General features: G+C 68.8%; 23 protein-coding genes and 1 tRNA gene. 16 read left to right on the forward strand and 8 right to left on the reverse strand.

Features of this window, described 5'->3' with window-relative positions; all coding sequences use genetic code 11:
* The first annotated feature begins 12 nt into the window (after nucleotides 1–12).
* Nucleotides 13–552: a DinB family protein gene (locus Q5425_RS31275; protein ID WP_308675922.1), complete on the forward strand. Its 540-nt coding sequence runs from the start codon at nucleotides 13–15 to the stop codon at nucleotides 550–552.
* Nucleotides 553–558: 6 nt separating this feature from the next.
* Here Q5425_RS31275 and Q5425_RS31280 read toward each other — a convergent pair whose 3' ends face one another.
* Nucleotides 559–1,260 (reverse strand): SDR family NAD(P)-dependent oxidoreductase, encoded by a 702-nt coding sequence (locus tag Q5425_RS31280; protein WP_308675923.1) that lies wholly within the window; start codon nucleotides 1,258–1,260, stop codon nucleotides 559–561.
* A 69-nt stretch (nucleotides 1,261–1,329) separates the two neighbouring features.
* Between Q5425_RS31280 and Q5425_RS31285 the strand changes: the two genes are divergently transcribed.
* Nucleotides 1,330–2,109, forward strand: coding sequence for a helix-turn-helix transcriptional regulator (locus tag Q5425_RS31285; RefSeq protein ID WP_308675924.1), 780 nt, complete (start codon nucleotides 1,330–1,332; stop codon nucleotides 2,107–2,109).
* Nucleotides 2,110–2,147: 38 nt separating this feature from the next.
* Here Q5425_RS31285 and Q5425_RS31290 read toward each other — a convergent pair whose 3' ends face one another.
* A complete protein-coding gene (locus Q5425_RS31290; protein WP_308675925.1) occupies nucleotides 2,148–2,747 on the reverse strand; it encodes a TetR/AcrR family transcriptional regulator in 600 nt (199 codons plus the stop codon).
* A 101-nt stretch (nucleotides 2,748–2,848) separates the two neighbouring features.
* Between Q5425_RS31290 and Q5425_RS31295 the strand changes: the two genes are divergently transcribed.
* Entirely contained in the window at nucleotides 2,849–3,559 is a 711-nt protein-coding gene (locus tag Q5425_RS31295; protein WP_308675926.1) for a carboxymuconolactone decarboxylase family protein, read from the forward strand.
* On the opposite strand, the gene Q5425_RS31300 is transcribed toward Q5425_RS31295, so the two are convergent.
* The gene (locus tag Q5425_RS31300) at nucleotides 3,556–4,005 is read right to left on the reverse strand and encodes a MarR family winged helix-turn-helix transcriptional regulator (protein WP_308675927.1); all 450 of its coding nucleotides are present in this window, start codon (nucleotides 4,003–4,005) and stop codon (nucleotides 3,556–3,558) included. The genes Q5425_RS31295 and Q5425_RS31300 overlap by 4 nt on opposite strands.
* A gap of 24 nt (nucleotides 4,006–4,029) precedes the next feature.
* Between Q5425_RS31300 and Q5425_RS31305 the strand changes: the two genes are divergently transcribed.
* From Q5425_RS31305 to Q5425_RS31315, 3 genes are all read left to right on the forward strand, one after another.
* On the forward strand, nucleotides 4,030–5,388 hold the full coding sequence (locus tag Q5425_RS31305) for an MFS transporter (RefSeq protein ID WP_308675928.1): 1,359 nt from the start codon (nucleotides 4,030–4,032) through the stop codon (nucleotides 5,386–5,388).
* Nucleotides 5,389–5,411: 23 nt separating this feature from the next.
* Nucleotides 5,412–5,978: a carboxymuconolactone decarboxylase family protein gene (locus Q5425_RS31310; RefSeq protein WP_308675929.1), complete on the forward strand. Its 567-nt coding sequence runs from the start codon at nucleotides 5,412–5,414 to the stop codon at nucleotides 5,976–5,978.
* A gap of 63 nt (nucleotides 5,979–6,041) precedes the next feature.
* The gene (locus tag Q5425_RS31315; RefSeq protein WP_308675930.1) at nucleotides 6,042–6,812 is read left to right on the forward strand and encodes a hypothetical protein; all 771 of its coding nucleotides are present in this window, start codon (nucleotides 6,042–6,044) and stop codon (nucleotides 6,810–6,812) included.
* Here Q5425_RS31315 and Q5425_RS31320 read toward each other — a convergent pair.
* The gene (locus tag Q5425_RS31320) at nucleotides 6,784–7,737 is read right to left on the reverse strand and encodes a sigma-70 family RNA polymerase sigma factor (protein ID WP_308675931.1); all 954 of its coding nucleotides are present in this window, start codon (nucleotides 7,735–7,737) and stop codon (nucleotides 6,784–6,786) included. The two genes, Q5425_RS31315 and Q5425_RS31320, sit on opposite strands and share 29 nt — an antisense overlap.
* A gap of 50 nt (nucleotides 7,738–7,787) precedes the next feature.
* Here Q5425_RS31320 and dnaG point away from each other — a divergent pair, with 50 nt between their 5' ends.
* From dnaG to Q5425_RS31335, 3 genes are read left to right on the forward strand one after another with little or no spacing between them, the layout of a single operon-like run.
* A complete protein-coding gene (dnaG, locus tag Q5425_RS31325; protein ID WP_308675932.1) occupies nucleotides 7,788–9,701 on the forward strand; it encodes a DNA primase in 1,914 nt (637 codons plus the stop codon).
* 1 nt (nucleotide 9,702) lies between these two features.
* A complete protein-coding gene (locus Q5425_RS31330) occupies nucleotides 9,703–10,224 on the forward strand; it encodes a hypothetical protein (RefSeq protein ID WP_308675933.1) in 522 nt (173 codons plus the stop codon).
* 48 nt (nucleotides 10,225–10,272) lie between these two features.
* Complete coding sequence (locus tag Q5425_RS31335) at nucleotides 10,273–11,040, forward strand: trans-aconitate 2-methyltransferase (protein WP_308675934.1); 768 nt, start codon at nucleotides 10,273–10,275, stop codon at nucleotides 11,038–11,040.
* Here the strand turns inward: Q5425_RS31335 and Q5425_RS31340 are convergent.
* Nucleotides 11,030–11,200, reverse strand: a complete 171-nt coding sequence (locus Q5425_RS31340) for a hypothetical protein (RefSeq protein ID WP_003097798.1) — start codon at nucleotides 11,198–11,200, stop codon at nucleotides 11,030–11,032. The genes Q5425_RS31335 and Q5425_RS31340 overlap by 11 nt on opposite strands.
* Nucleotides 11,201–11,367: 167 nt before the next feature.
* Here Q5425_RS31340 and Q5425_RS31345 point away from each other — a divergent pair.
* Nucleotides 11,368–11,440 (forward strand) — tRNA-Asn (locus tag Q5425_RS31345).
* Nucleotides 11,441–11,913: 473 nt separating this feature from the next.
* On the opposite strand, the gene Q5425_RS31350 is transcribed toward Q5425_RS31345, so the two are convergent.
* Nucleotides 11,914–12,087, reverse strand: a complete 174-nt coding sequence (locus tag Q5425_RS31350; RefSeq protein WP_308675935.1) for a hypothetical protein — start codon at nucleotides 12,085–12,087, stop codon at nucleotides 11,914–11,916.
* A gap of 152 nt (nucleotides 12,088–12,239) precedes the next feature.
* On the opposite strand from Q5425_RS31350, the gene Q5425_RS31355 reads away from it, so the two are divergent.
* From Q5425_RS31355 to Q5425_RS31375, 5 genes are all read left to right on the forward strand, one after another.
* Nucleotides 12,240–12,776, forward strand: a complete 537-nt coding sequence (locus tag Q5425_RS31355) for a hypothetical protein (protein WP_308675936.1) — start codon at nucleotides 12,240–12,242, stop codon at nucleotides 12,774–12,776.
* Between the two features lie 422 nt (nucleotides 12,777–13,198).
* Complete coding sequence (locus tag Q5425_RS31360; RefSeq protein WP_308675964.1) at nucleotides 13,199–14,140, forward strand: MFS transporter; 942 nt, start codon at nucleotides 13,199–13,201, stop codon at nucleotides 14,138–14,140.
* A complete protein-coding gene (locus Q5425_RS31365) occupies nucleotides 14,137–14,280 on the forward strand; it encodes a hypothetical protein (protein WP_308675937.1) in 144 nt (47 codons plus the stop codon). The genes Q5425_RS31360 and Q5425_RS31365 overlap by 4 nt, the downstream gene beginning before the upstream one ends.
* Nucleotides 14,281–14,789: 509 nt before the next feature.
* A complete protein-coding gene (locus tag Q5425_RS31370; RefSeq protein WP_308675938.1) occupies nucleotides 14,790–15,038 on the forward strand; it encodes a hypothetical protein in 249 nt (82 codons plus the stop codon).
* Nucleotides 15,039–15,066: 28 nt separating this feature from the next.
* Complete coding sequence (locus tag Q5425_RS31375; protein WP_308675939.1) at nucleotides 15,067–15,219, forward strand: hypothetical protein; 153 nt, start codon at nucleotides 15,067–15,069, stop codon at nucleotides 15,217–15,219.
* 166 nt (nucleotides 15,220–15,385) lie between these two features.
* On the opposite strand, the gene Q5425_RS31380 is transcribed toward Q5425_RS31375, so the two are convergent.
* Nucleotides 15,386–16,300 (reverse strand): S-4TM family putative pore-forming effector, encoded by a 915-nt coding sequence (locus Q5425_RS31380; RefSeq protein ID WP_308675940.1) that lies wholly within the window; start codon nucleotides 16,298–16,300, stop codon nucleotides 15,386–15,388.
* Nucleotides 16,301–16,367: 67 nt separating this feature from the next.
* On the opposite strand from Q5425_RS31380, the gene Q5425_RS31385 reads away from it, so the two are divergent.
* Nucleotides 16,368–17,558, forward strand: coding sequence for a hypothetical protein (locus Q5425_RS31385; protein WP_308675941.1), 1,191 nt, complete (start codon nucleotides 16,368–16,370; stop codon nucleotides 17,556–17,558).
* A 1,160-nt stretch (nucleotides 17,559–18,718) separates the two neighbouring features.
* On the opposite strand, the gene Q5425_RS31390 is transcribed toward Q5425_RS31385, so the two are convergent.
* Nucleotides 18,719–20,410, reverse strand: coding sequence for a hypothetical protein (locus Q5425_RS31390; RefSeq protein WP_308675942.1), 1,692 nt, complete (start codon nucleotides 20,408–20,410; stop codon nucleotides 18,719–18,721).
* Nucleotides 20,411–20,605 lie beyond the last annotated feature (195 nt).

Genomic DNA, 20,605 nt, shown 5'->3' on the forward strand with positions numbered 1-20,605 from the left:
GAGTCGGTTCCTGTGACCTCTGTGGACGAACAGGGCCGGCTCGAACCGCCCCTCGACGGTGACGAAGCCGCCACGCTCCTCGGCTTCCTCGACTTCCACCGCGCGACGCTGGCCTGGAAGTGCGCCGGACTCGACGCGGCCGCCATGCGCGCGACGCTCCCGCCGTCCCCGCTGACGCTGGGCGGGCTGCTCAAGCACCTGGCCTACGTGGAGGACCACTGGTTCTCCCACGTGCTGGCCGGCCGCGAGCGGACGGCCCCGTTCGACGCGGTCGACTGGACCGCGACGCCCGACTGGGACTGGGATTCCGCCGCCCACGACTCCCCCGGGCAGCTGCGCGGGCTCTGGGAGGACACCGTCGAGCGCTCGCGGGCGGCGGTGCAGGAGGCGCTGGCGGACGGCGACCTGAGCCGGCGGGCCCGGCGTGCCCGGGGTGACGGCAGCGCGCCGAGCCTGCGCTGGATCCTGGTCCACATGGTCGAGGAGTACTCCCGGCACAACGGCCACGCCGACTTCCTGCGCGAGTCGATCGACGGCAGCACGGGGGAGTAGCCGGCCTCACCAGGGCGCCGGGGTGCCGTCCCAGGAGTGGAAACCACCCGTCGGCCCGTCGTCCGGCAGCAGCGCCAGCCGGACCGCGGCCGCCGCCGCTTCGGCCGGGTCGCCGCCTTCGGCTTTCGCCCGGTCGTTGAGATCGGTCGCCCGCAGGCCCGGGGCCAGCGCGTTCACCTTGAAGCCCGCTTCGGCGAGCTCATGGGCGTAGAACACCGTCAGGGCGTTCAACGCCGTTTTCGACGAGCGGTACGCCGCCGACGTGCCCGTGGGCGGGAACTGCGGGCCGGTGCTCCAGGCCAGGGAACCCGTGCCGCTGGAGATGTTCACGATCCGGGGCCGCGACGAGCGGCGCAGCGCGGGCAGGAAGGCGTTGGTCACCGCCAGGACGCCGAACAGGTTCGTCTCGTAGGTCCGGCGAAAAGTGTCCACATCGGACTCGCTCGGGGTCGCGCCGCCCAGCAGGACGCCCGCGTTGTTGACCAGGACGTCCAGCTCGCCGATCTCCCGCGCCGCCGCGGCGATCCCGGCGGCGTCGGTGACGTCGAGGACGACCGGCCGCCCGCCGATCTCCTCGGCCGCCCGCTTGCCTCGTCCGGCGTCGCGCGCTCCTACGTGGACGGTGCCGCCCGCCGCCACGAGCTGACGGGCGATTTCCTTGCCGATGCCCTTGTTGGCGCCGGTGACCAAAGCCGTGAAACTGTTCATGGCATCGACGATGCCGCCGGCGCACCCGGCGAACCAGGGACAATCGATACCAGGCAGCGGAGGTCCGACGTGGCGAGGGACGAACTGGCCCGGTTCCTGCGCGATCGGCGCGAGCACCTGCGCCCGGCCGACGCCGGCCTGCCGGGCGGGCCGCGCCGCCGGACGCCGGGCCTGCGCCGGGAGGAGGTCGCCGGGCTGGCCGCCATGTCCGTCGACTACTACACGCGGCTCGAGCAGGGGCGCGGCCCGCGCCCGTCACCGCGGATCCTGGACGCCCTCACCGGCGCGCTGCGGCTGGGCGCGGCCGAGCGGACCCACCTGTTCCGGCTGGCGGAGGTGCTGCCCGGTCCGGTGCGCCGGGTCCGGCCGCACGTGGTCGAGCTGCTGCACCGGATGCCGGCGGCGGGCGCGATCGTCACCGACGCCACCTACGACGTCGTGGCGTGGAACCCGCTGGCCGCGGCGTTGCTGGGCGACCTCGCCACCCGCCCCAACCTGGCCCGGCGGCGATTCCTCGGCGGCGGGCCCTCGGGATCGGGAGCGGAGGAGTTCGCCCGCATCGCCGTCGCCCGCCTGCGCGCGGCCTCGGCGCGCTACCCGCGTGACGAACGGCTGGCCGGGCTGCTGGCCGAGCTGCGCGTGGGCAGCGGGGAGTTCGCGGAGGTCTGGGACACCCACCCGGTGCACGCGCCGGGCCACCGGCGGAAGACGATCGACCACCCCGAGCTCGGGCCGATCCGGGTGAACTGCGACGTCCTCGCCGTGCCGGACGACGACCAGCAGGTCGTGTTCATCACGGCGGACCCCGGTTCGCCGTCGGCCAGGGCCCTGCGCCGGTTGGCGGGCTGACCCACCGTCAGCTCCGGTGCTGCGCGACGCGCACATACCTAAAACTGCAAGCCGACCAGCTTGACGAGGAAGCGGTCGAGCTGCTCGACCGCGGGCGGCCAGGGCAGGTCGGGCTCGTTGATCCGCTGGGCCAGCATGCCGTTGACGGCGGTCCGCAGATCGATGGCGACGGTCGTGGCGTCGCCGGCCGGGGCGGCGCCCGCATCCATGCACCGCTGGACCGCCTCGGTCGTGCGGGCGACCATGACCTCCTTGAACGGCATGCCGTGCCGCCGGTGGACCTTGCTCTCGTGCAGCACCTTGTACAGTCCGGGATGCTCCTGGGCCCACGCGGCCTGCGCCAGGATCCGGTCGCGCAGCGCGGCCGCCGGGCCCGGGGCCGCCGCGGCCGCCTCGTCGCCGACGCCGACGAGTTCTTCGTGGCAGCGCTGCATGGCGGCCAGGACGAGAGCGTCGCGGTCCGGGAAGTGCAGGTAGACCGACGTCGCCGCAATCGACACCTCGCGCGCGACGGCGCGCAGCGACAACGCCTCGTCGTCGGCGAGCTCGTCGAGCATCCGGACGGCGGCCGTGACGATCTCTTCGCGCAGCAACTCGCCTCGGCCGCGGGCGTTCGGCCGGCGTCTGGTCTCTTCCATCGTCGCCCAGTGTAGCTGGACACCCATTGCGCTACAGGTGTAGCGTCATTTGCACTACAGCTGTAGCGCTACGCATGTTGTCCAACTGAGGGAGCACAGTCTTGACCACCACCGAAACGCCGACGAACCTCGATCGGCTGGCCGCGCTCGACCCGGTGTTCGCCCAGATGGTCGGCGCCACCGCGAAGTACGTCCGGGCGATCCCGGAGCTGACCGACCGCGAAAAGACGTTCTTGTGCGTGGCGGCCGATGTCTGCCAGGGGAGCCTGGGCCTGGCCTTCGCCGCGCACGTGCGGACCGGGCTGGCGGCCGGGGTGTCCACCGCGGACGTCCGCGAGCTGCTGCGGTTCGTCTCGTACGACTGCGGCTACCACGCCGCGGCGGCGGGCATCGAGCGGATCGCCGAGCTCGAGGCCGAGCTCGGCCTGCCGCGGCCGGAAGCCGAACCCCTGGCCCCGGAGCTGGTGTCGACCGGGCCGGACGCGGCGCCCAGCCCGCTGCCGGACCAGGTGCGGGCCCGCTTGGCCGAGCTGGACCCGCACTTCACCGGCTACTTCGACCTGCAGTCGCGGATGCGGACCGGGCACGGGCCGGGGACGCTCAGCGAGCGGGAACGCGGGCTGGTCAGCCTCAGCGTCGACGTCCACTACCAGACCCTGGCCGACACGTTCCGCGCGCACGTCGGACGCGCGCTGCGGGGTGGCGCGTCGCCGGAGGACGTCCGCGCGGCGCTGCGGTTCAACGCCCAGTTCGGCGTCACCCGCGCCTGGCACGCCTGGGAAGCGCTGAACGCGATCCTGGCGGAGAACTAACCGAGGACCTCGTCCGCGAGCCGGTTCAGGTAGCCGGCGAACCGCTCGCGGTCCTCCTTCGCCCAGTGGCCCACCAGCGCTTCGAACGCCTGGCGCTGGTGGGCCTGCGAAGCGTCGAGGAACACCTTCGCCGCGTCGGTGAGGGTCAGCACCGCGCGGCGGGCGTCGCGGGTCGACGTCGAGCGCACCACGAAGCCCTCTCGCGCCGCTTCGCCGACCATCCGGCTGGCCACCGACCGGTCGATGCCCAGCTGACGCGCCACGTCGGCGACGGTCACCTCGTTGCCGGCCACGCCGTCGATCGCCTGGATCACGAACAGGTTCGGCACGGTCCACGACGGTGGCGCGCCGGCGTCGAACCGCTGGACGACATCCGGCGCCCACTGGCGGGCCCAGTGCCGGACCAGGCGGAACAGCGCGGGGCCACCCTCGCTTGATGTGTGCATAAGACACGTTATAACGTGTGCTTTATGCACGCATCTCGGAACCTCGCCTACGCCGGTCTCCTGCTCGGCATGGCCATGGCCCAGCTGGACGGCCTGGTCCTCACCGCGGCCCTGCCGTCGATCGGCGCCGATCTGCACGCCCGCACCGGGCTCGTGGCGGTCACCGCCGCCGGCCTGCTGACCCTCACCGTCGCGACGCCCCTGCACGGCAGGCTCGGCGACCTCTACGGCCGCCGGGTGCCCTTCGCCGCGTCGGTCCTCGTGTTCGCCGCGGCTTCCGCCTGGTGCGCCGTGGCGCCCGACGTCGGCTCGCTGATCGCCGCCCGTGCCCTGCAGGGACTGGGCGGCAGCGGCCTGATCGTGACGGCGATGAGCGCGCTCGGCGAGCTGTTCGACCGCGACGAGCTGCTGCGCCGCCAGGGGTGGCAGACGGCCGTCTTCGCGGCCGCCACCCTCGGCGGTCCGCCGCTGGGCGGGCTCCTCGCGGCCGGCCCGGGCTGGCGGTGGATCTTCCTGGTCAACCTGCCGCTCAGCGTGCCCGCCCTGGTGCTCGGCCTGCGCGGGCTGCCCGCGAAACCCCGCCGGGAGACCGAAGCGTTCGACGTCCCGGGCAGCGTGCTGCTGACCGTCGCGGGCGCCGCCGTGGTCGCGCTCGGCACGGTCGACGCCCTCGCGCGCAGTCCACTGTGGACGCCGGTGCTGATCGGGACGGCCGTGGTGGCGGGTTTCCTGTTCGTCCGGCGGCAGCGCCGCACGCGGAGCCCGCTGATCTCGCCGAAGGTGTTCGTGGACGCCGTCCTCAGGCGCGCGGTGGTGGTCAACGGCCTGGCGGGGGCCGCGCTCTACGGCACCTTCACCTACGTCGCGCTGGTCGCCGCGCTCGGCGCCGCGGCGGCCGGGACCGGGCTGCTGCTCGTCGCCATGACGGCGGGTCAGCTCGTCCTGTCGGCGTCCTTCGCCGCGCTGGCCCGGCGGCACCCGGAAATGCCGGCCTGGGGCCGCTTCGGCTGCGTGCTCGGCACGGCCGGGCTCGCCGCGATCGCCGCCGCGGCCGCCCTCGAAGGCTCGCCCTGGCTGCTCGCACCCGGGTTGTTCGCGATCGGGGCCGCGTTCGCCGTCTGCACGTCCGCCTACACCGTGCTCGGCCAGACGCGGGCGGCGCGCGAGCTGATGGGCGTCACCCTGGGGTCGCTGACCTTCGCCCGGCAAGCGGGTGGGCTCGCCGGGGCGGCGGTGTTCGGCTGGCTCGCGCTGGCCACGACCGGCGGGCTGGCCGCGCCGGGCCTCACCGTCGTCTTCGCCGCGGCGGCCGCGACGATGCTGGTGGCGTGGCTCACAGCGCCGGGTGTCACGTCCCCGGACGCCGTCTCGTCCAGCTCGTAGCACCCGAGACGAAGGAGACCGAAATGCCGCGCATCCCCGCGAAGAAGACGTCCGAAGGCGGGCTCTTCCTCAAGCTCGTCTACCGGATCGCCCGCCGCCGCTTCGGCGCGGTGCCCGAGCCGATGGCCGTCACCGCGCACCACCCCGGCCTGCTGCGGACGTCCGTGGTGCACGAGCTGCTGGCCGAGCGCGCGTCGAAGCAGATCCCGGCGAACGTGCGCGAGCTCGCCGTCTACCGGGTCGCGACGCGGATCGGCTGCTCGTGGTGCGTCGACTTCGGCACCATGCTGCAGAAGCACGACGGCCTCGACATCGAGCGGCTCACGAAGATCGACGGCTACGCGACCTCGCCCGCCTTCAGCCACCAGGAACGGATCGCGATCGCCTACGCCGACGCGATGTCCGGGGACCAGGTGACCGTGACCGACGAGCAGGTCGCCGAGCTCGAGCGCGAGTTCGGCCGCGACGGCGTCCTCGAGCTGACCTACCAGATCGCGCTGGAGAACTCCCGCGCCCGGATGAACAGCGCGCTCGGCCTGGTCGACCAGGGCTTCACCTCCGGCGACGCGTGCCGGGTCCCGCTGCCGTAGGACACCCGGAACCCGACCCCGGTGGGACGCGCCGCCGGGGTCCGCCGCGGGACCGTGCACGGCATGCACCTCGTCGCCAGTGAACGGATCAAGCTCTTCAGCATCGCCACGCCCTGGGCGTGCGGCCTCTTCGCGTTCGCCGCGCTGGTCGCCCCGGCCGCGCTCACCGCCCTCACCGCGACCGAGTCCCGGCTGCCGCCCACCGTCGCGAGCACCCAGTTCGGCTTCCAGCTCGCTCTGGTCGCCGTGCTTCTGCTGGCGGCGCTCGCGGTGACCAGCGAGTACCACTCCGGCACGATCCACAGCACCTTCCAGGCCGTGCCGAGCCGGACGCCGGCGCTGGTCGCGAAGGCCGCCGTCGTCGCCGGGTACGCCTTCCTGCTCGGCGAAGCCGGCGCGTTCACGGCCTGGCTGGTCGCGCGGGTCCTCGCCCCGGACGCCGACCTGGCCCTCGACAGCGCCGCCGACTGGACGATCGTGGCCGGCACCGGACCGGTGTTCGCGCTGGCCGCGGTGTGCGGGGTCGGCGTGGGCCTGCTCGTGCGCCACACCGCGGGCGCGGTGGCGCTGATCGTCGTCTACCCGCTGATGGCCGAGAACTTCGTCCAGTTGATCCCGCGGGCGGGGCAGGCCATCCACCGGTGGCTGCCGCTGAACGTCGTCACGAAGTTCCTCAGCGGCGGCGGCGAGGCGAACGCGGGCCGGGACGGCGGCAACGCCGCGGTCCTGTCCGATTCGCCGCTGGGGCCCGGCTGGGCGCTGGCCTACTTCGGGGCGTTCGCCCTGGTCGTGCTGGCGGCCGGGATCACGAAGGTGCGTCGCCGGGACGCGTGATCCGGGCCAGCTTGTCCGGGTTCACCAGGTCGTAGATCGCCACGATCTTCCCGTCGCGGATGGTGACCGACTGCACGTGCTCGTCCAGGGCGAGGAAGCCGTCCCGGCCCTCCTGCGGCGCGAGGTACACCCCCAGGTCGCCGTTGACCAGCACCGGCGTGCCGCCGGCGAGCGTCCCGGGTGCGTACTTGCGCGCGAGCCCCATGAAGAACCGCGCGATCTTGTCCGGGCCGACGATGAGCTGGCGGGCGGTGCGGCCCTTGCCGTTCGAGTCGCCGATGAGCACGACGTCCGGCGCGAGCAGTTCGGTCATCGCCCGGATGTCGCCCTGCTGCAGGGCGACGACGAACTTTTCGAGGATCTTCGCCTGGTCGTCCAGCGGCACGCGCGGGGCCGGATCGGCGTCGGCGAGGGCCTTGCGGCCGCGGGACGCGTGCTGGCGCGCGGCCTCGACCGAGACACCGAGCGCGTCCGCGATCTCCCCGAACGGCACCGAAAAGGCGTCGTGCAGCACGAAGGCGACGCGCTGCTCCGGCGTCAGCTTGTCGAGGACGACGAGCGCGGCCATCCGGAGCCCGTCGTCGCGCACCGCGACGTCGAGGGGATCCTCGCTCACCGGCCGCCCGAACGGCGTCACCACCGGCTCGGGCAGCCAGTTGCCGACGTACTTCTCCCGCTGCGACGCGGCCGACTTGAGCCGGTCGAGGCAGATCCGGCCGACGACCGTGGTCAGCCAGCCCCGCAGGTCGCGGATCGCCGCGCGGCCGGCGTCGTCCAGCCCGGCCAGCCGCAGCCAGGACTCCTGGACGGCGTCCTCGGCGTCGGCGCGCGTGCCGGTCAGCCGGTAGGCCACCCCGATCAGGTGACTGCGGTGCCCGGCGAACTGCGCGGCCAGCGTGTCCTGGGCGGTGGGCGTGGAGGCCATGTGCCGAGTGTGCCGCACACGGGGGGAGCCGGGAAACGGGGAAGACTAGAGTGGGCGGCGTGGCAGGACGGATTCGGGAGAGCGACATCGCGGAGGTGCGCGAACGGAACCGGATCGACGAGGTCGTCGGGGAGTACGTGGCCCTGCGCCGCGCCGGTGGGGGCAGCCTGAAGGGCCTCTGCCCGTTCCACAACGAGAAGACCCCGTCGTTCAACGTCCGCCCGGCGCACGGCACCTTCCACTGCTTCGGCTGTGGCGAGGGCGGCGACGTGATCAAGTTCGTCCAGAAGATCGACCTGATCACGTTCGTGGAGGCCGTCGAGCGGCTGGCCGACCGGGTCGGCCTCCGGCTCACCTACGAAGGCGGCGGCGCGACCATCCAGCGCGATCGCGGCAGCCGCAGCCGGCTGATCGAGGCGCACCGCGCGGCCCAGGAGTTCTACGCCGAGCAGCTGGTCACCGACGAGGCGCGCCCGGCGCGGGACTTCCTGTCCGAGCGCGGGTTCAACGCCGCCATGGCGAAGACGTTCGGCTGCGGGTACGCCCCCGGCGGCTGGGACAAGCTGACCAAGCACCTGCTCACCCGCGGCTTCGAGGTCAAGGAACTGCTCACCGCGGGGCTGTCCAAGGAGGGCCAGCGCGGCCCGATGGACCGGTTCCACCGGCGGCTGGTCTGGCCGATCCGCGACGTCGGCAACGAGGTCGTCGGCTTCGGCGCGCGGCGGCTGTTCGACGACGACCGGATCTCGGCGAAGTACCTCAACACCGCCGAATCGCCGATCTACAAGAAGTCCCAGGTCATGTTCGGTCTCGACCTGGCCAAGCGCGAGATCGCGAAGCGGCACCAGGTGGTCGTGGTCGAGGGCTACACCGACGTGATGGCGATGCACGCGGCGGGCGTGCCGACGGCGGTCGCGTCGTCGGGCACGGCCTTCGGCGAAGACCACATGAAGGTGCTCCGCCGGCTGATGATGGACGACGACGCCTTCCGCGGCGAAGTGATCTTCACCTTCGACGGCGACGAAGCGGGCCAGAAGGCCGCGTTGAAGGCGTTCGAAGGCGACCAGACGTTCGCCGGCCAGACCTACATCGCGGTCGCGCCGGACGGCATGGACCCGTGCGAGCTGCGGCTGGCCAAGGGCGACAGCGCGGTGAAGGACCTGGTCGCGCGGCGGACCCCGCTGTTCGAGTTCGTCATCCGCAGCACGCTCAAGAACTACGACCTCGACTCGGTCGACGGCCAGGTCGCGGCGCTGCAGAAGACCGTGCCGATGGTCGCGTCGATCAAGGACCGCGCGGCCCGTGACGGCTACGCGTCGAAGCTCGCCTGGTGGGTCGGCTGGCAGGACGTCGCGCAGGTCGTCAACCGGGTCCGCGGGTCCGCGGGCGCGACGGACAAGCGCGGCGGGGCACCCCTCAAGCAGCCGGCGCGCGTCGGCGCCCCGGAGGCCCCGGCCGCCCAGGACGTCGCCCGCCCGGCCCCGAAGGACCCGCGGTTCGCCGTGCAGCGCGAGGCGCTGAAGGCGGCGCTGCAGCAGCCCGCGATCGCCGGGCCGGAGTACGACGCGCTGCCGCTGGAGGCGTTCACGCACCCGGTGTACGTCGCGGTGCACGAGGCTGTTTTGAAGGCCGGCGGCGCGGGTTCGGGCCTGACCGGGCCGGCGCTGCTGGACGCGGCGGCCCCGCACTGTCCGGAAGGGACGGTCCGGCGGGTGCTCTCGGAGCTGGCCGTGGAACCGTTGCGGGCCAAGGACGAGGTCGACTCCCGGTACATCTCGTCGATCCTCGCGCGGTTGCAGGAGGGCCTGGTCGGGCGGCAGATCGCGGAGATCAAGGGCAAGCTGCAGCGGCTGTCGCCGGTCGAAGCGCCGGAGGACTACCGCGCGCTGTTCGGCGACCTCGTCGCGCTGGAGCAGTACAAGAAGTCGCTGGGCGAGCAGGCCGCCGCCGGCGCGTGGAGCTGAAATGGGGATCCTGCGCCGGTTGCTGGGCGACCGCACGCCCGCCGGGTTCGCCGGGGTGCTGGAGCCGGGCGAGGACGTCGTCGACAGCGCGCCGGTCGAGGGCGGCGGGCACCTGGTGGTGACGGCGCTGGGCCTGTGGATCCCGGCCGGGGGCGGGGCGCGGCGCGTCGGCTGGCACCTGGTCGGGAAGGCCGCCTGGGCGGACGGCGTCTTCACGCTGACCGAGACGGCCGAAGCCGGGACGGCGGGTTCGGCGGTCGTCCTGGCCGACCTCCCGCCGGTGCGCTTCCGGCTACCGGCGCCGGGCAAGCTGCCGCACGAGGCCTACCAGCGCGTCGAGGGCTCGATCCGCTCGCGGCACCGGCAGGAGATCGGGTCCGGGGGAGCGTGGTTCGTCCAGCGCAAGGTCCCCGGCCGCGACGGCACGGTGCTCCAGGTCCGGCCCGATCCGGGTACCGACGTCGAGCTGGTGACCGTCATCGCCGAGCAGGTCGCCGCGAAGCTGGTCAACCCCGCCGAGTAGCAGTACGCTCGTACTCAGTACAGGCGTACTGTTATCTGGGAGGCGGCCGTGTGGGATCCGGGCAAGTACCTCGACTACGCCGACCTGCGGGCCCGGCCGTTCTACGACCTGGTCTCCCGCATCGGGGTTTCGGAGCCGCGACGCGTCGTCGACCTCGGCTGCGGTCCGGGCAACCTGACGGTTTTGCTCCGGGACCGCTGGCCTTCGGCGATCCTGGAGTGCAGCGACAGTTCACCTGAAATGGTGACAGCGGCCCGCGAACGCGGCCTCGACGCGGCATTGCTCGACGTCCGCGACTGGACACCGGCGCCCGACACCGACGTCGTGGTGTCGAACGCGGTCCTGCAGTGGGTGCCCGGCCACTTTTCGCTGCTTCGCCGTTGGGCCTCTTCGCTGCCTTCGGGTGCCTACCTGGCGGTGCAGGTGCCGGGCAACTTCAATGCGCCTTCGCACGCGCTGACGCGCGAACTGGCGGCGTCGCCGGCCTGGGCGTCGCGCCTGGCCGAGGTGGTGCTGCGCGAGGACGACGCGGTGTCGAGCCCCCTGGAGTACGCGAACCTCCTGGCCGACGCGGGCTGCACCGTCGACGCCTGGGAGACGACGTACGTCCAGCCGTTGCACGGCCCTTCGCCGGTGCTGGAGTGGATCACGGGCACAGCACTGCGCCCGATCCGCGCGGCGCTGACCGACGCGGAGTGGGAGCAGTTCCGGGCATCGCTGGCCCCGCGGCTGGACGCGGCCTACCCGGCGCGGAGTGACGGCGTCACCCTGTTCGAGTTCCGCCGAGTGTTCTTCGTGGCCCGCGTCAGCGCTTGAGCTTCTCCCCGATCTTGGCGCGGGCGACACCGGCGGCGCCCTGGACCATCGGGTGGTCGACGACCCGGCGGTAGGTGCGCACGAGCTGCTCGTACCGCCCCCGGCCTGCCTTGGCGCCCAGGACGTACCCCAGGCCGGCCCCCAGCAGGAACTTCTTCATCCGCGTCCACGCCTTCCGTCGTTAGGTCGTCCGACTGTCCATTGTCCAGGAAAACCGGCTCCGCGGGGGTGGTTGCGCTAAGTGGGGGGTGGTGCACGGGGCTTCCGGGGCATGGGCTAAAGTTCTTCTCGTCGGTCGGAGAGACCGGCACCGGAAGTGAGCAACATTCCCCTGTAGCTCAACTGGCAGAGCATTCGGCTGTTAACCGGAGGGTTCTTGGTTCGAGTCCAAGCGGGGGAGCAAAGCCCAGGTCGCTGACCTGGGCTTTTTTGCTACCTTGAGTAGGGGCGATTTAGTGTCTATCTTGACGATCGTCCAAGGATCGGCGCCACGCTGCCGGCTGCGTGCTCCAGCGGACCCACGGCGTGCCACTCAGCGACGCGGGCATGCCGAGCCGTGGCGAAGCGGGTCGGTCGGTGCGATGTTCCGCGACGCTCCCGACGCACAGCGGGGGGCCCAAAGAGTGATCGTGCCCGGCCGGACGGGTAGCAGATTCTTCCGCTACTTCGGCAGCAGGAAAGGCATCGTCTTCGGTATGTACGAACTCTCGAAGGGGCGATTGGCCGACACGCTGCGCTTGGCTGTGGTCAGCTCCGCGTGAGCCTGGCCGGCCGCCTCCGACGCCGCCGTGGCGGCCAGCGGTGGCCCGCTGCTCTGAAGCCCTCGACGGGGCGAAGGCCGCGGTTGGTGAGCATGCGAGCCCGGAACGGTCCTTATTCGGCCTCCGGCGCCCGGCCGGTGTCCTCGGTGGGCCGATCGCGCGGCTGCTGATCGTCACCGCTGCGTGGACCGGTTGCCGGTGGGGTGAGCTGGCCGGCCTGCACCGGGACAACGTCGATCTCCGGCGTGGCGTGATCGTGATCGATCCGCTGGTCGGGGCGCTGCACGAGTCGGGATCGATGCGCTGGCTCGGGCCACCGAAGACCCGGGCCTCGGCCCGGACGATCGCGCTGCCGCCGTTCCTGACGGAGTGGCTGCGCGAGCATCTCGCCCGGCACCCGTATGGATTTGTGTTCACGACGCCGAGCGGGACGTGGTTGTGGCGCTCGACGTTCCTGCGACGGGTCTTTCTTCCGCGGTCGACGGCAGTGACGCGTCCGGGGCCAAGGCGGGCTGCGCGGCGGTGCGGCCCGAGTTGACCTTCCACGGGTTGCGGCACAGCCACAAGACCTGGCTGATCGCCGGCGGCGCTCCAGAGATCGCCCAGGCCCGGAGGCTCGGTCACCACCTGGACAACCGGGTCATCGAGACCTACTCCCACGTCGCCCCGGAGGTCGAACAGCGGCTGCTGGACGATCTCGAGCGGCGCTGGCACACGGCGGCCCCGCGACCACCGACACCATCGCCCAGTGTCGTCGACAGTCGGCGGGTGGCGCCGGTTGTCCCCCTCTTCGCCACGGTGGGGGTCACCCGCCGGCCGAGCCGGGGAGCAGCGGGAACACCGCACCGACGCCGGAACGGGGCTGGGGCAGTGCTCCAGTTTTGCCCCACCAGGAGCACAAGATCACGCCGCAAACCGATCAACGAAGATCGAACCCGGAACGCAGAAAACCCCTCCGACCAGCCAGAAGGCTGAAACGAAGGGGTTCTTTACGATGTGGAGCTAAGGGGACTCGAACCCCTGACCCCCTCACTGCCAGTGGACCTGCGGCGATAGAGGATCGCCCAGCCAGATGATGCGCTTGATCGCCGTTGCTTGCAACTGTGTGTTGTTCAGTGCAGTTGCCACAGGGAGTTTGCCCCAGCTATGCCCCAGTGAAATCGGTGAGAGGACTGCGGTGCCCTCGTTTCGAACATGTGGCGCATCTGCAGGCAACGAGAGTTCGATGCAGCCGATCAGGATCAGCTCGGGCCGCGTAGTACGGCCGGACGAGCGTCATGATCGGCTCTGTGAAGGGGTTCCTCTGCATTGAGGCGCCGCTAAGGGCAGCTCGTGAGGGCACACGCTAAGCGGCATGTGCGGACGTTTGGGAGTATGGGCTGGCCGCCCCGGCTCTCCTGGTGGTGCTGCGGCTGGTGCAGAGCCTGGGCGCGGGCGCCGAATACGGCACCGCGGTGACGATGACGTCGGAGTACTCGACCGCCGGGCGGCGCGGGCTGTACGCGACCGCGCCGGCTCTCGGCGTCGGTCTGGGGATCATGCTCGGCACCGGTGTCTTCGCGCTGATGTCCCTGCTACCTCGTCAGTCCTTCTTGGACTGGGGGTGGCGGCTGCCGTTCCTCTTCGGGTTCTGCCTCGTGTTCGTCGGCCTCTACCTCCGCCTGCGGGTGGCGGAGTCCCCGGAGTTCGAGCGGCTGAAGAACTCCGGCGGGCTGGCGGTCAGCCCGCTCCGGGAGCTGGTCCGCACCGGCCGCAAGCACCTGGTCCTGGCGTCCCTCGCCCGGTCGACCGAGGCTGTCTGCGCTCAGCTGTTCAACGTCTTCGCGATCTCGTACTGCACCGCGCAACTCGGGATGAGCGCCGGGCCGGCGTTGACCGGGGTCCTGGTGGCGAACGCCGCCGGGCTCGGGGTGATCCCGCTGAGCGTGCACCTGGCCGATCGCGTGGGCCGCCGGCCGGTGTTCCTCTTCGGACTGTTCTTCCTCGCCGCGTTCGCCTTTCCGTTCTTCTGGTTGCTCGAGACGCGGAACCCACTGCTCGTCATCGTCGCGCTGGTGCTCGCCTACGGGCTCGGCGTCAAGGTCATCCTCGCGGTGTCCGGCGCGTACCTCGCCGAGATGTTCGAGCCGCGGGTCCGCAACTCGGGGGTCACCATCGCCCGCTCGCTCTCCGATCCGCTGGGCGGGTTCACCCCGTTGATCGCGTCGGCGCTGTGCGCGGCGACTGGTTCGTACTGGGCGATCGGAGCGCTGCTCGTCGTCCTCGCCCTCACATCGGCGGGAGCCGTCCTGGCCAGCCCGGAAACCCGGGAGCCGTCCCCGAAAGGTGTGTCATCGTGAACCTTCCCACCGAGCAAGGTCATCCCGCGAACCTCGACGGGATCGACGGCCTGCGCGTCCTGGTCGTCGGGGCCGGGAACGGCATCGGCGCCGGAGTCGCCGACCTGCTGCCGCGTACTCGGTACATTTGTGCGTGCTGATGGTCACGGGACCGTCCCTCGAGGTAACGACCGATCAGCTTTTCCCCGGCGTCGAGCATCCGGTCGGGGAATGGGCGAGGACCGCGACACTCTGGATCTCCCAACTGGGCACCGAGGGACGGCACGGACTCGTGGAGGCGCTCAAGCTGTCCCGGCTCTGGCAGAACGGCAGGAGAGTTGTGCGGATCACGAATGGGTTCGACGACCTCGGCGTCCGAGGGCAGGAGGTGGACCCGTACTGGTCTTACCGGATTCTTCTCGGCGACCAGTTGCGTGGCGAGGACAGCTACCACGGCTGGATTCTTCTCACTACGACACGCTTGTGTCGGAACTCGAGTTCCTGTGCAGCGTTGAGGGCGACACCGCGGCTCACGCGCTGGCGCCATTCGCGGACGGCTACGGAACCATGATCACGACGTTCTGGGGCTTCGGCGAAGCGCGTCCCGTCTCGGCCGCGCACGCACTGATCACACTTTGGCTCAAAGCCGGAAGCGAAGCCGGCATCGACGATGCCGGCAGCCGCCTATCACACCTGTCTGCGCTACGCCGTGCACGGCTTCGCACCCGACGACAGCGACACGCGGCGGAGGTTCCGCGTCCTCTTCCTGCACCAGCTCCAGACCCTGCGCAGCCGACTGCCACCATCGGCTTTGGACCGGACGGTGCGAGAGATGATGCGCGCCGATGGTCCTGAGGCCAAGGAGAAGGAAGATCTGCTGGCTCTGACGAGGAAGATGTGCCCTCATCTGCTGCCCTGACCGAGAGCAGGTGCCCACGCCCCGGACATTGGATGCTCTGCTGCAAGGGATTGCAGGCGTATGGATCGAGATCCATCTCGACCTGAGAAGAACAGAATTCACCCTTGTGGGCTACGACCTGTCAACCATTGCCGAAAACCAGGTCCGGAAGTTCGTCTGCCCGGGCATTTCTTCGGCATGATCGTACGTACTGTCATAGGGCCGATTAGCGGTATGTCAGTGCATCGTCAGAGCTAGAACTCGAAGTAGGCTGAAGTAGATAAGGGCTGCCAGGTACTCTCTTGAGTTCAGTTATCGTATTGCTCCGTGCAAAATTAAAGCGCGCCGCCAGGTCTCGCACGTGTAGATCAATCAGTTGGCGCCGATGGAAGGGCCTCCGCAATCCGTTGGACTGGTGCTTTGAAGTCGATTGAATCACTGGAATAGTACGGAAGATAGAATATCCGACTCGGGGCTCTCGGTGCTCGACATCGAGTGCTGAACAGTGTATCTTGCACTTGGCGAGCCAGTATGAGTAGTCTATCGTGATCTACTACTTTATCGGGCTGCGCAGCTGCGTTTATAGCCTCATCTTCGGCGTGAACACATACACGCTCGCGGTCGCTGGCTACTGCTCGCTGTTGCCGAAAGGTATCGAGTCCGAGCAGCAAGCCGCCCAACGAAGGGATGAACCAGCGCACGACAATGTCGGTAACGGTCAAGCTTAGGCTCGCACCGATCACGACGCCCAAAGCTGTCCATGTCGAGACAAAGAAAAGCACAACGTTGGCATATCTCCGGCGAATCCGGGATCCCCACCCCAGATTCTGTATTTGGCGAGCGAGGACGTCGAACGGTCTGGGCAGTTTTGGCATCTCGTCCCAGTCTTCGGCGATTCGTCGGCCCTTGAAACCATTGCTCAACCGACTGGCGTCCTCCATGCGCACTGGACGGCCAGCGACCACGGTGTTCCACGGGAGCCGGAACAGTTCTACTTCAAACTTCTCCTGAAGCTTGGCAGCACGAAGTAGTTCACCGTCCACCCATGAAGCCAGTCCGATCGAGTAAATGGCGGCCCATAGTGCTCCTACAATGGTCACCCAGGTTGCTTGAAGGGTGGTCACCGTCACGACTGCGCCGCTTACGGCAATAATTGAAGACAAGGCAATTCGAAGTCCGGAAAGTATCCGGACCCGCTGATGTGAGATGGACATCGCCTTTAGTGCGGTCAGCTGCGCAGGCGTGATGTCAGCCTTTGTGAACAAGGGTGGGGGCTCCGACACCCGGACATCCTAGCCGTTCGCCTCGTCGGCGGCCATACTGCCGATGAGCCGGGTAGTATTTGAGCTGATGAGCAACGGCGACGAACAAGGCGTCTCTGACGTCGGTCGGTATCTGGGCGACCCAGTGGTCGTCCGAGCGCTTGAGGCTTGGGCGCGCGATCGCGCGCTTAATCTCGAGGTTCCCGACGAGCCCTGGCGACGTCGAGGTGGAAGTGGTGCCCTTCTTGCGCGACTTAGAATCACGCCTACTGTCGAGTTCGGCGATTCGGTGGAAGTGATATTGAAGGTCTGCTCCAAGGGGAGCCCGGCGGGTGAAGCGCGTAATTACGAGCGCGCCTGGCTGTCGTCTCCAACGTTTGCTAGTCGGCACCTAATTCGGCAGCTATTTCAGTCTCAAACGGTCGGGGATGGTCGAGTGTTGATGTTCCTTGACTCGTCTACAATGGTCTCGAATAGTCAAACAGTTGGGGAAATGGCGCCCGCGTATCAGCAGTTGGGTGCGGCTGAGGCGATACGCTCGATCCTGTACAGCTGGAATGAACCTACGGGATGGAAGCACAGGAGAACGTCTGCAAGCGAATTCCTCCGTCTCGAGCTGCGAGGAGCTTTGAATCGAGGGCGCTCGGCATATCGTTGGGCTGATCGGGCAGGGCTTATGGCGGACGACGTGGACTGGTTTGGAGTGCGGATCGGAAAGTCTGGCGGGTTGCCAAATCCGATCCATTTGCTCAACGATGGCTCTGCTATTAGTGGGATTGACGTCGACTATGTCCTTGGATATTCTCATGGGGACTTGCATGTCGACAATATAGTTGTTCCTCTGATTGATGGCCATCCAGATTTCGGTCAAATCCGGTTAATCGATCTTTCGGGGTATAGTTCTTCTGCGCCGTTGTCGCGCGACGTGGCGACGCTGCTCCTCTCTTTGATCCTTCCAACGATCCGCGCGAAGGCGAGCTCGGGCGGCGATATGCATACCCTGGTCAGGGTGCTGATTGACACCGATTCGTCTCATGCTGACCTCGATGAATCAGTTATCGCTCAATCGGTGCATAGAGTTCGCGCCGCGGTAACGAGAGAGTTAGATAATGAACTCAAGCGTATATTTCAGTTCCAATACTTGTTGTCTTTGTTGGCGCAGGCTATCACCTACACTTCGTATAGTAATGTTGGAGAAGTTGGTCGACGATGGTACTTCGCCCTCGGCTTGGAGGTTGTTAGAAAAGTTAATGAGATGGTCGATTTTGATTCGAATTAAGTGACATTCAGTGCGTTTCGACATCTGCTTTGAGTATCGGCTCGATGTGTCCAACGCCTCGTGTCTGCATCACCCATCGCCTGGTCGTAGCGGAAGGCGTCCGCTCTTCGGTAGAAGAGGACGTTTGAGCGGTGGCGTGAGTCGTGCAGGCGCTGCGGCGGGAGGCGCATCACGGTCGCCTGTCAGAAACCTGTAACTTTGGTCGTGGCTCCCCAGCGTGGAGGAGCGGGACAGCTAGGCCACTGTGCTGGCCACGTACGTGGTGGCGGACCTCTCAGCTCCCAGTCAGGTACGTGGCGCCGTCGCGGCATTGATCGGCTCGTGACGGTCGTCAGCACCCACATGGGCGGTGTCCTGTCCCATGGCCTGGACGCGGGCAGCACATTCCTGGCCTCGGCCGCGGCGGCCTTGAAGCAGCGGCGGACGGCCACCGGCGCACTCAGCAGCCAACTGGGTCACCGTTCTGTGCGGAACCCAGTTCGGCCCCGTCGACCTCACCGTCCGTCGCTACCCGGGCGCCCCACCCAGGAGCCCGCGGCAGCGTGGGACATGAGCACTGAATGGTCGTTGGAGTCCCCGGCGGGTGAACTGCTCATCCGCGACATCTACAGCAGCAACGAACCCACCAGCATCGACACCCAGACAGGCTGGCTTCGGCTGCGTGTGTCCGTGCACGGGCGGCTGCCGGCCTCCAAGGTTCACGGCCAGATCAGCGACCCTGTGGAACGACACTTCCTCGAGATCTGCCCGCGAAGGAGCGTGAAGCCCCCGTGTGACCGGCGGCCCCGACGAGCTCGCTGGCTACCTCATCGGCTGACGTCGCCGCCGGTCAGTCGAGCCTTGTCTCGTGGCATGAGTGCCTGTCAGTGCGCAGCTGCGGATCCTCGCTATTTGTCTGGGGTGCCGTGAAGCTGCTGCGCTTGGCTGCGGGCCATCTACGGAGTGGTGAGAGTGGTAACCGGCGCGTTCGGAGGTCGCGTAAGGCGCGGGCGGCTGCGGTGAGGTCGTGGCGGCCGCCACGCTTGTAGATCTTCCAGAGGAACACGAGGGTCGCAAGCAGGCTGAGGAAACCGCACCCGCTGGTTGCCGCGACCACAATCACGGTTGCAGTCAGGTCGAACATCTCCGTGTCCCTTCGTCATCGCCGCGAGCCGGCAAGCTCAGAACGGCGGTTCGGGATCCAGAATGAACTCGACGTCGAGTAGCGGTGTATTGGTCGGTGTCACACGTAGCTCGGCCGAAGTGTTGGCCCGCCGTTCGCGTAGCCATACGCCCTTGGGTGAGTGGTCGAATGCCTGCCGCCAGGCTGCCTCCATCGAGCGCTGTAGCTGCCGACTGCAGGTCTGGTGAGCCACGTGGGCAAGCCACTTGACTGCGTCAGCGCGCTGTCCGCTGACGGCCTCGTCTGCTACCGCCGTCAGCGGCCAGGCCCACGTCGCCCGCGTGGCCTGGAACTTGATTCCAGCGTTCTCCGCGAGCGCTGCGAACTGGCGGGTGCTGCCGATCGCGGCCGCCAGGTCGGGGCGCAGGTGGGCGTGCTCGTCGGGCAGATGGTCGACGATGGCCTGCATTTGCTGCAGTGTCTGGCGCCGGGCCTCTGCCCTGATGGCTTGCACGTCGTTGGTGTCGATGAAGCCGAACTTGACGGCCTTGTCGACGAAGATCCGCAAGGGAGGCTGCAGAGCTTCGAGATGCTCGGCGTCGTCGGCATCCCAGGCGAGTAGCACAGCTTCGATGAACGAAGCGATCTTGGTCGAAGGCAGTCCTCGCGCTGCCATCAAGACCGGTTTGAGTCCCGGAACCGGCTCCCAGCCCGGCGGAGTGGCTGCTTTCCGCAGGGGCCACAGAGCTGACCTGCCGTGGGTGGAGAGCCTCAGCAGGTCGCCCGTCGCCAGCCAGGTAGCGAAAGGTTCCTCGATCGGTTCGGGTAGCTCACGGGTGCACCAGCCGGCGGGCAGGCGTATGAGCCAGCCGGGTGGGGTGATCCGGTAGACCTCGGCGTCGGCTGGCTGGCGGTGCTTGAGCAACCACTGTTCGAAGTCGTCCATCTCGACCATCCGGCGGGCCCGCCACACGGCTGAGGCGCCGCGGCCGGACCAGTCATAGCCTGAGTTCGCGTCGTCGCGACGGTTGCGCAGGTCCTGGAGCTGCTCGCCCCATTCCTCGTCGAGCTGGTCCAGCGGTGTCTGGCCGTCGAACGGGGCGTGGCCTCGAAGCCACGCCCGCGCGAGTTCGGCTGCAGCTTCGAAACGCCGCGGGCTATGCCAGGCCACGTCGGTCTCGAGCGCATCCGCGATGCGCAGAAGTCGCCGGTCGGCGTCGCTCCGCTTGTCGGGTAGCAGTACACGCACCTCGTAGGCCTCGTTGAGCAGGGCTTGCTCGGGCGTGGTGCATGTGGCCGCGACCGCGGCCTGCCAGAGGCGGATCGCTGCGCGGTGGCGTAGCAGCGGCGGCAGGCCATCGAGGAAGTCGTCGGTGAAGGGTGCGGCAGTCGCGATCGCGGTGACCACTGCGTCCGTCAGCTGGCGAGCCTGGTAGTCTTTGCGTGCGCGTAGTGATTGACCAGGGAGCATTAGTGACAATGCGCGCGCCCGCTCGGTGGTGCCCGGAGGCAGCCGCAACCGTAGTCGGGCTCCAATGCGCGGTTGCTTGCGGCCCAGCGGAGCAGCCAGATACCGGAGCACCGTCGAGATATGGGTGAGGCGGTCGCTGGGCTTCCGTAACTCCTGCCGGTGGAGGTGCTCCTCCAGCAACTGCCGGATGGTGTGGTCTCGCGATTGGCCGCGGGCTCTGACGATCGAGGTCAGGGCGTCCATCGCGCACTCAGGCACGATTACGTTGGTTTCCTCCATCGCTGCCCGCACTCCGCAAGTATCCACCGCTTCGCCGCGGATGTTGACTCGCCCAGCGCGCATACCAGTCTGGTTGCCCAGCGGGGATGAGCTGTACCGGCGACGGGCCGCCTGCAGGTCAGCAATCAGCCGGGGCGCTTGTCGCCTCGTTGTTGGAGAATGAGGCCGTCGAGCACGTCCGTCGTGCCAGCGCGC

The sequence above is a fragment of the Amycolatopsis sp. A133 genome, from assembly GCF_031082405.1.
In the GTDB taxonomy this organism is placed as follows: domain Bacteria; phylum Actinomycetota; class Actinomycetes; order Mycobacteriales; family Pseudonocardiaceae; genus Amycolatopsis.

Coding starts and splice junctions, on each gene's coding strand:
- Q5425_RS31280 (WP_308675923.1), bottom strand. CDS start 1,260: ATGAACAGTTTCACGGCTTTGGTCACCGGCGCCAACAAGGGCATCGGC.
- Q5425_RS31290 (WP_308675925.1), bottom strand. CDS start 2,747: ATGGAAGAGACCAGACGCCGGCCGAACGCCCGCGGCCGAGGCGAGTTG.
- Q5425_RS31300 (WP_308675927.1), bottom strand. CDS start 4,005: ATGCACACATCAAGCGAGGGTGGCCCCGCGCTGTTCCGCCTGGTCCGG.
- Q5425_RS31305 (WP_308675928.1), top strand. CDS start 4,030: ATGCACGCATCTCGGAACCTCGCCTACGCCGGTCTCCTGCTCGGCATG.
- Q5425_RS31310 (WP_308675929.1), top strand. CDS start 5,412: ATGCCGCGCATCCCCGCGAAGAAGACGTCCGAAGGCGGGCTCTTCCTC.
- Q5425_RS31315 (WP_308675930.1), top strand. CDS start 6,042: ATGCACCTCGTCGCCAGTGAACGGATCAAGCTCTTCAGCATCGCCACG.
- Q5425_RS31320 (WP_308675931.1), bottom strand. CDS start 7,737: ATGGCCTCCACGCCCACCGCCCAGGACACGCTGGCCGCGCAGTTCGCC.
- Q5425_RS31330 (WP_308675933.1), top strand. CDS start 9,703: ATGGGGATCCTGCGCCGGTTGCTGGGCGACCGCACGCCCGCCGGGTTC.
- Q5425_RS31340 (WP_003097798.1), bottom strand. CDS start 11,200: ATGAAGAAGTTCCTGCTGGGGGCCGGCCTGGGGTACGTCCTGGGCGCC.
- Q5425_RS31370 (WP_308675938.1), top strand. CDS start 14,790: ATGCCGGCAGCCGCCTATCACACCTGTCTGCGCTACGCCGTGCACGGC.
- Q5425_RS31385 (WP_308675941.1), top strand. CDS start 16,368: ATGAGCAACGGCGACGAACAAGGCGTCTCTGACGTCGGTCGGTATCTG.
- Q5425_RS31390 (WP_308675942.1), bottom strand. CDS start 20,410: ATGGAGGAAACCAACGTAATCGTGCCTGAGTGCGCGATGGACGCCCTG.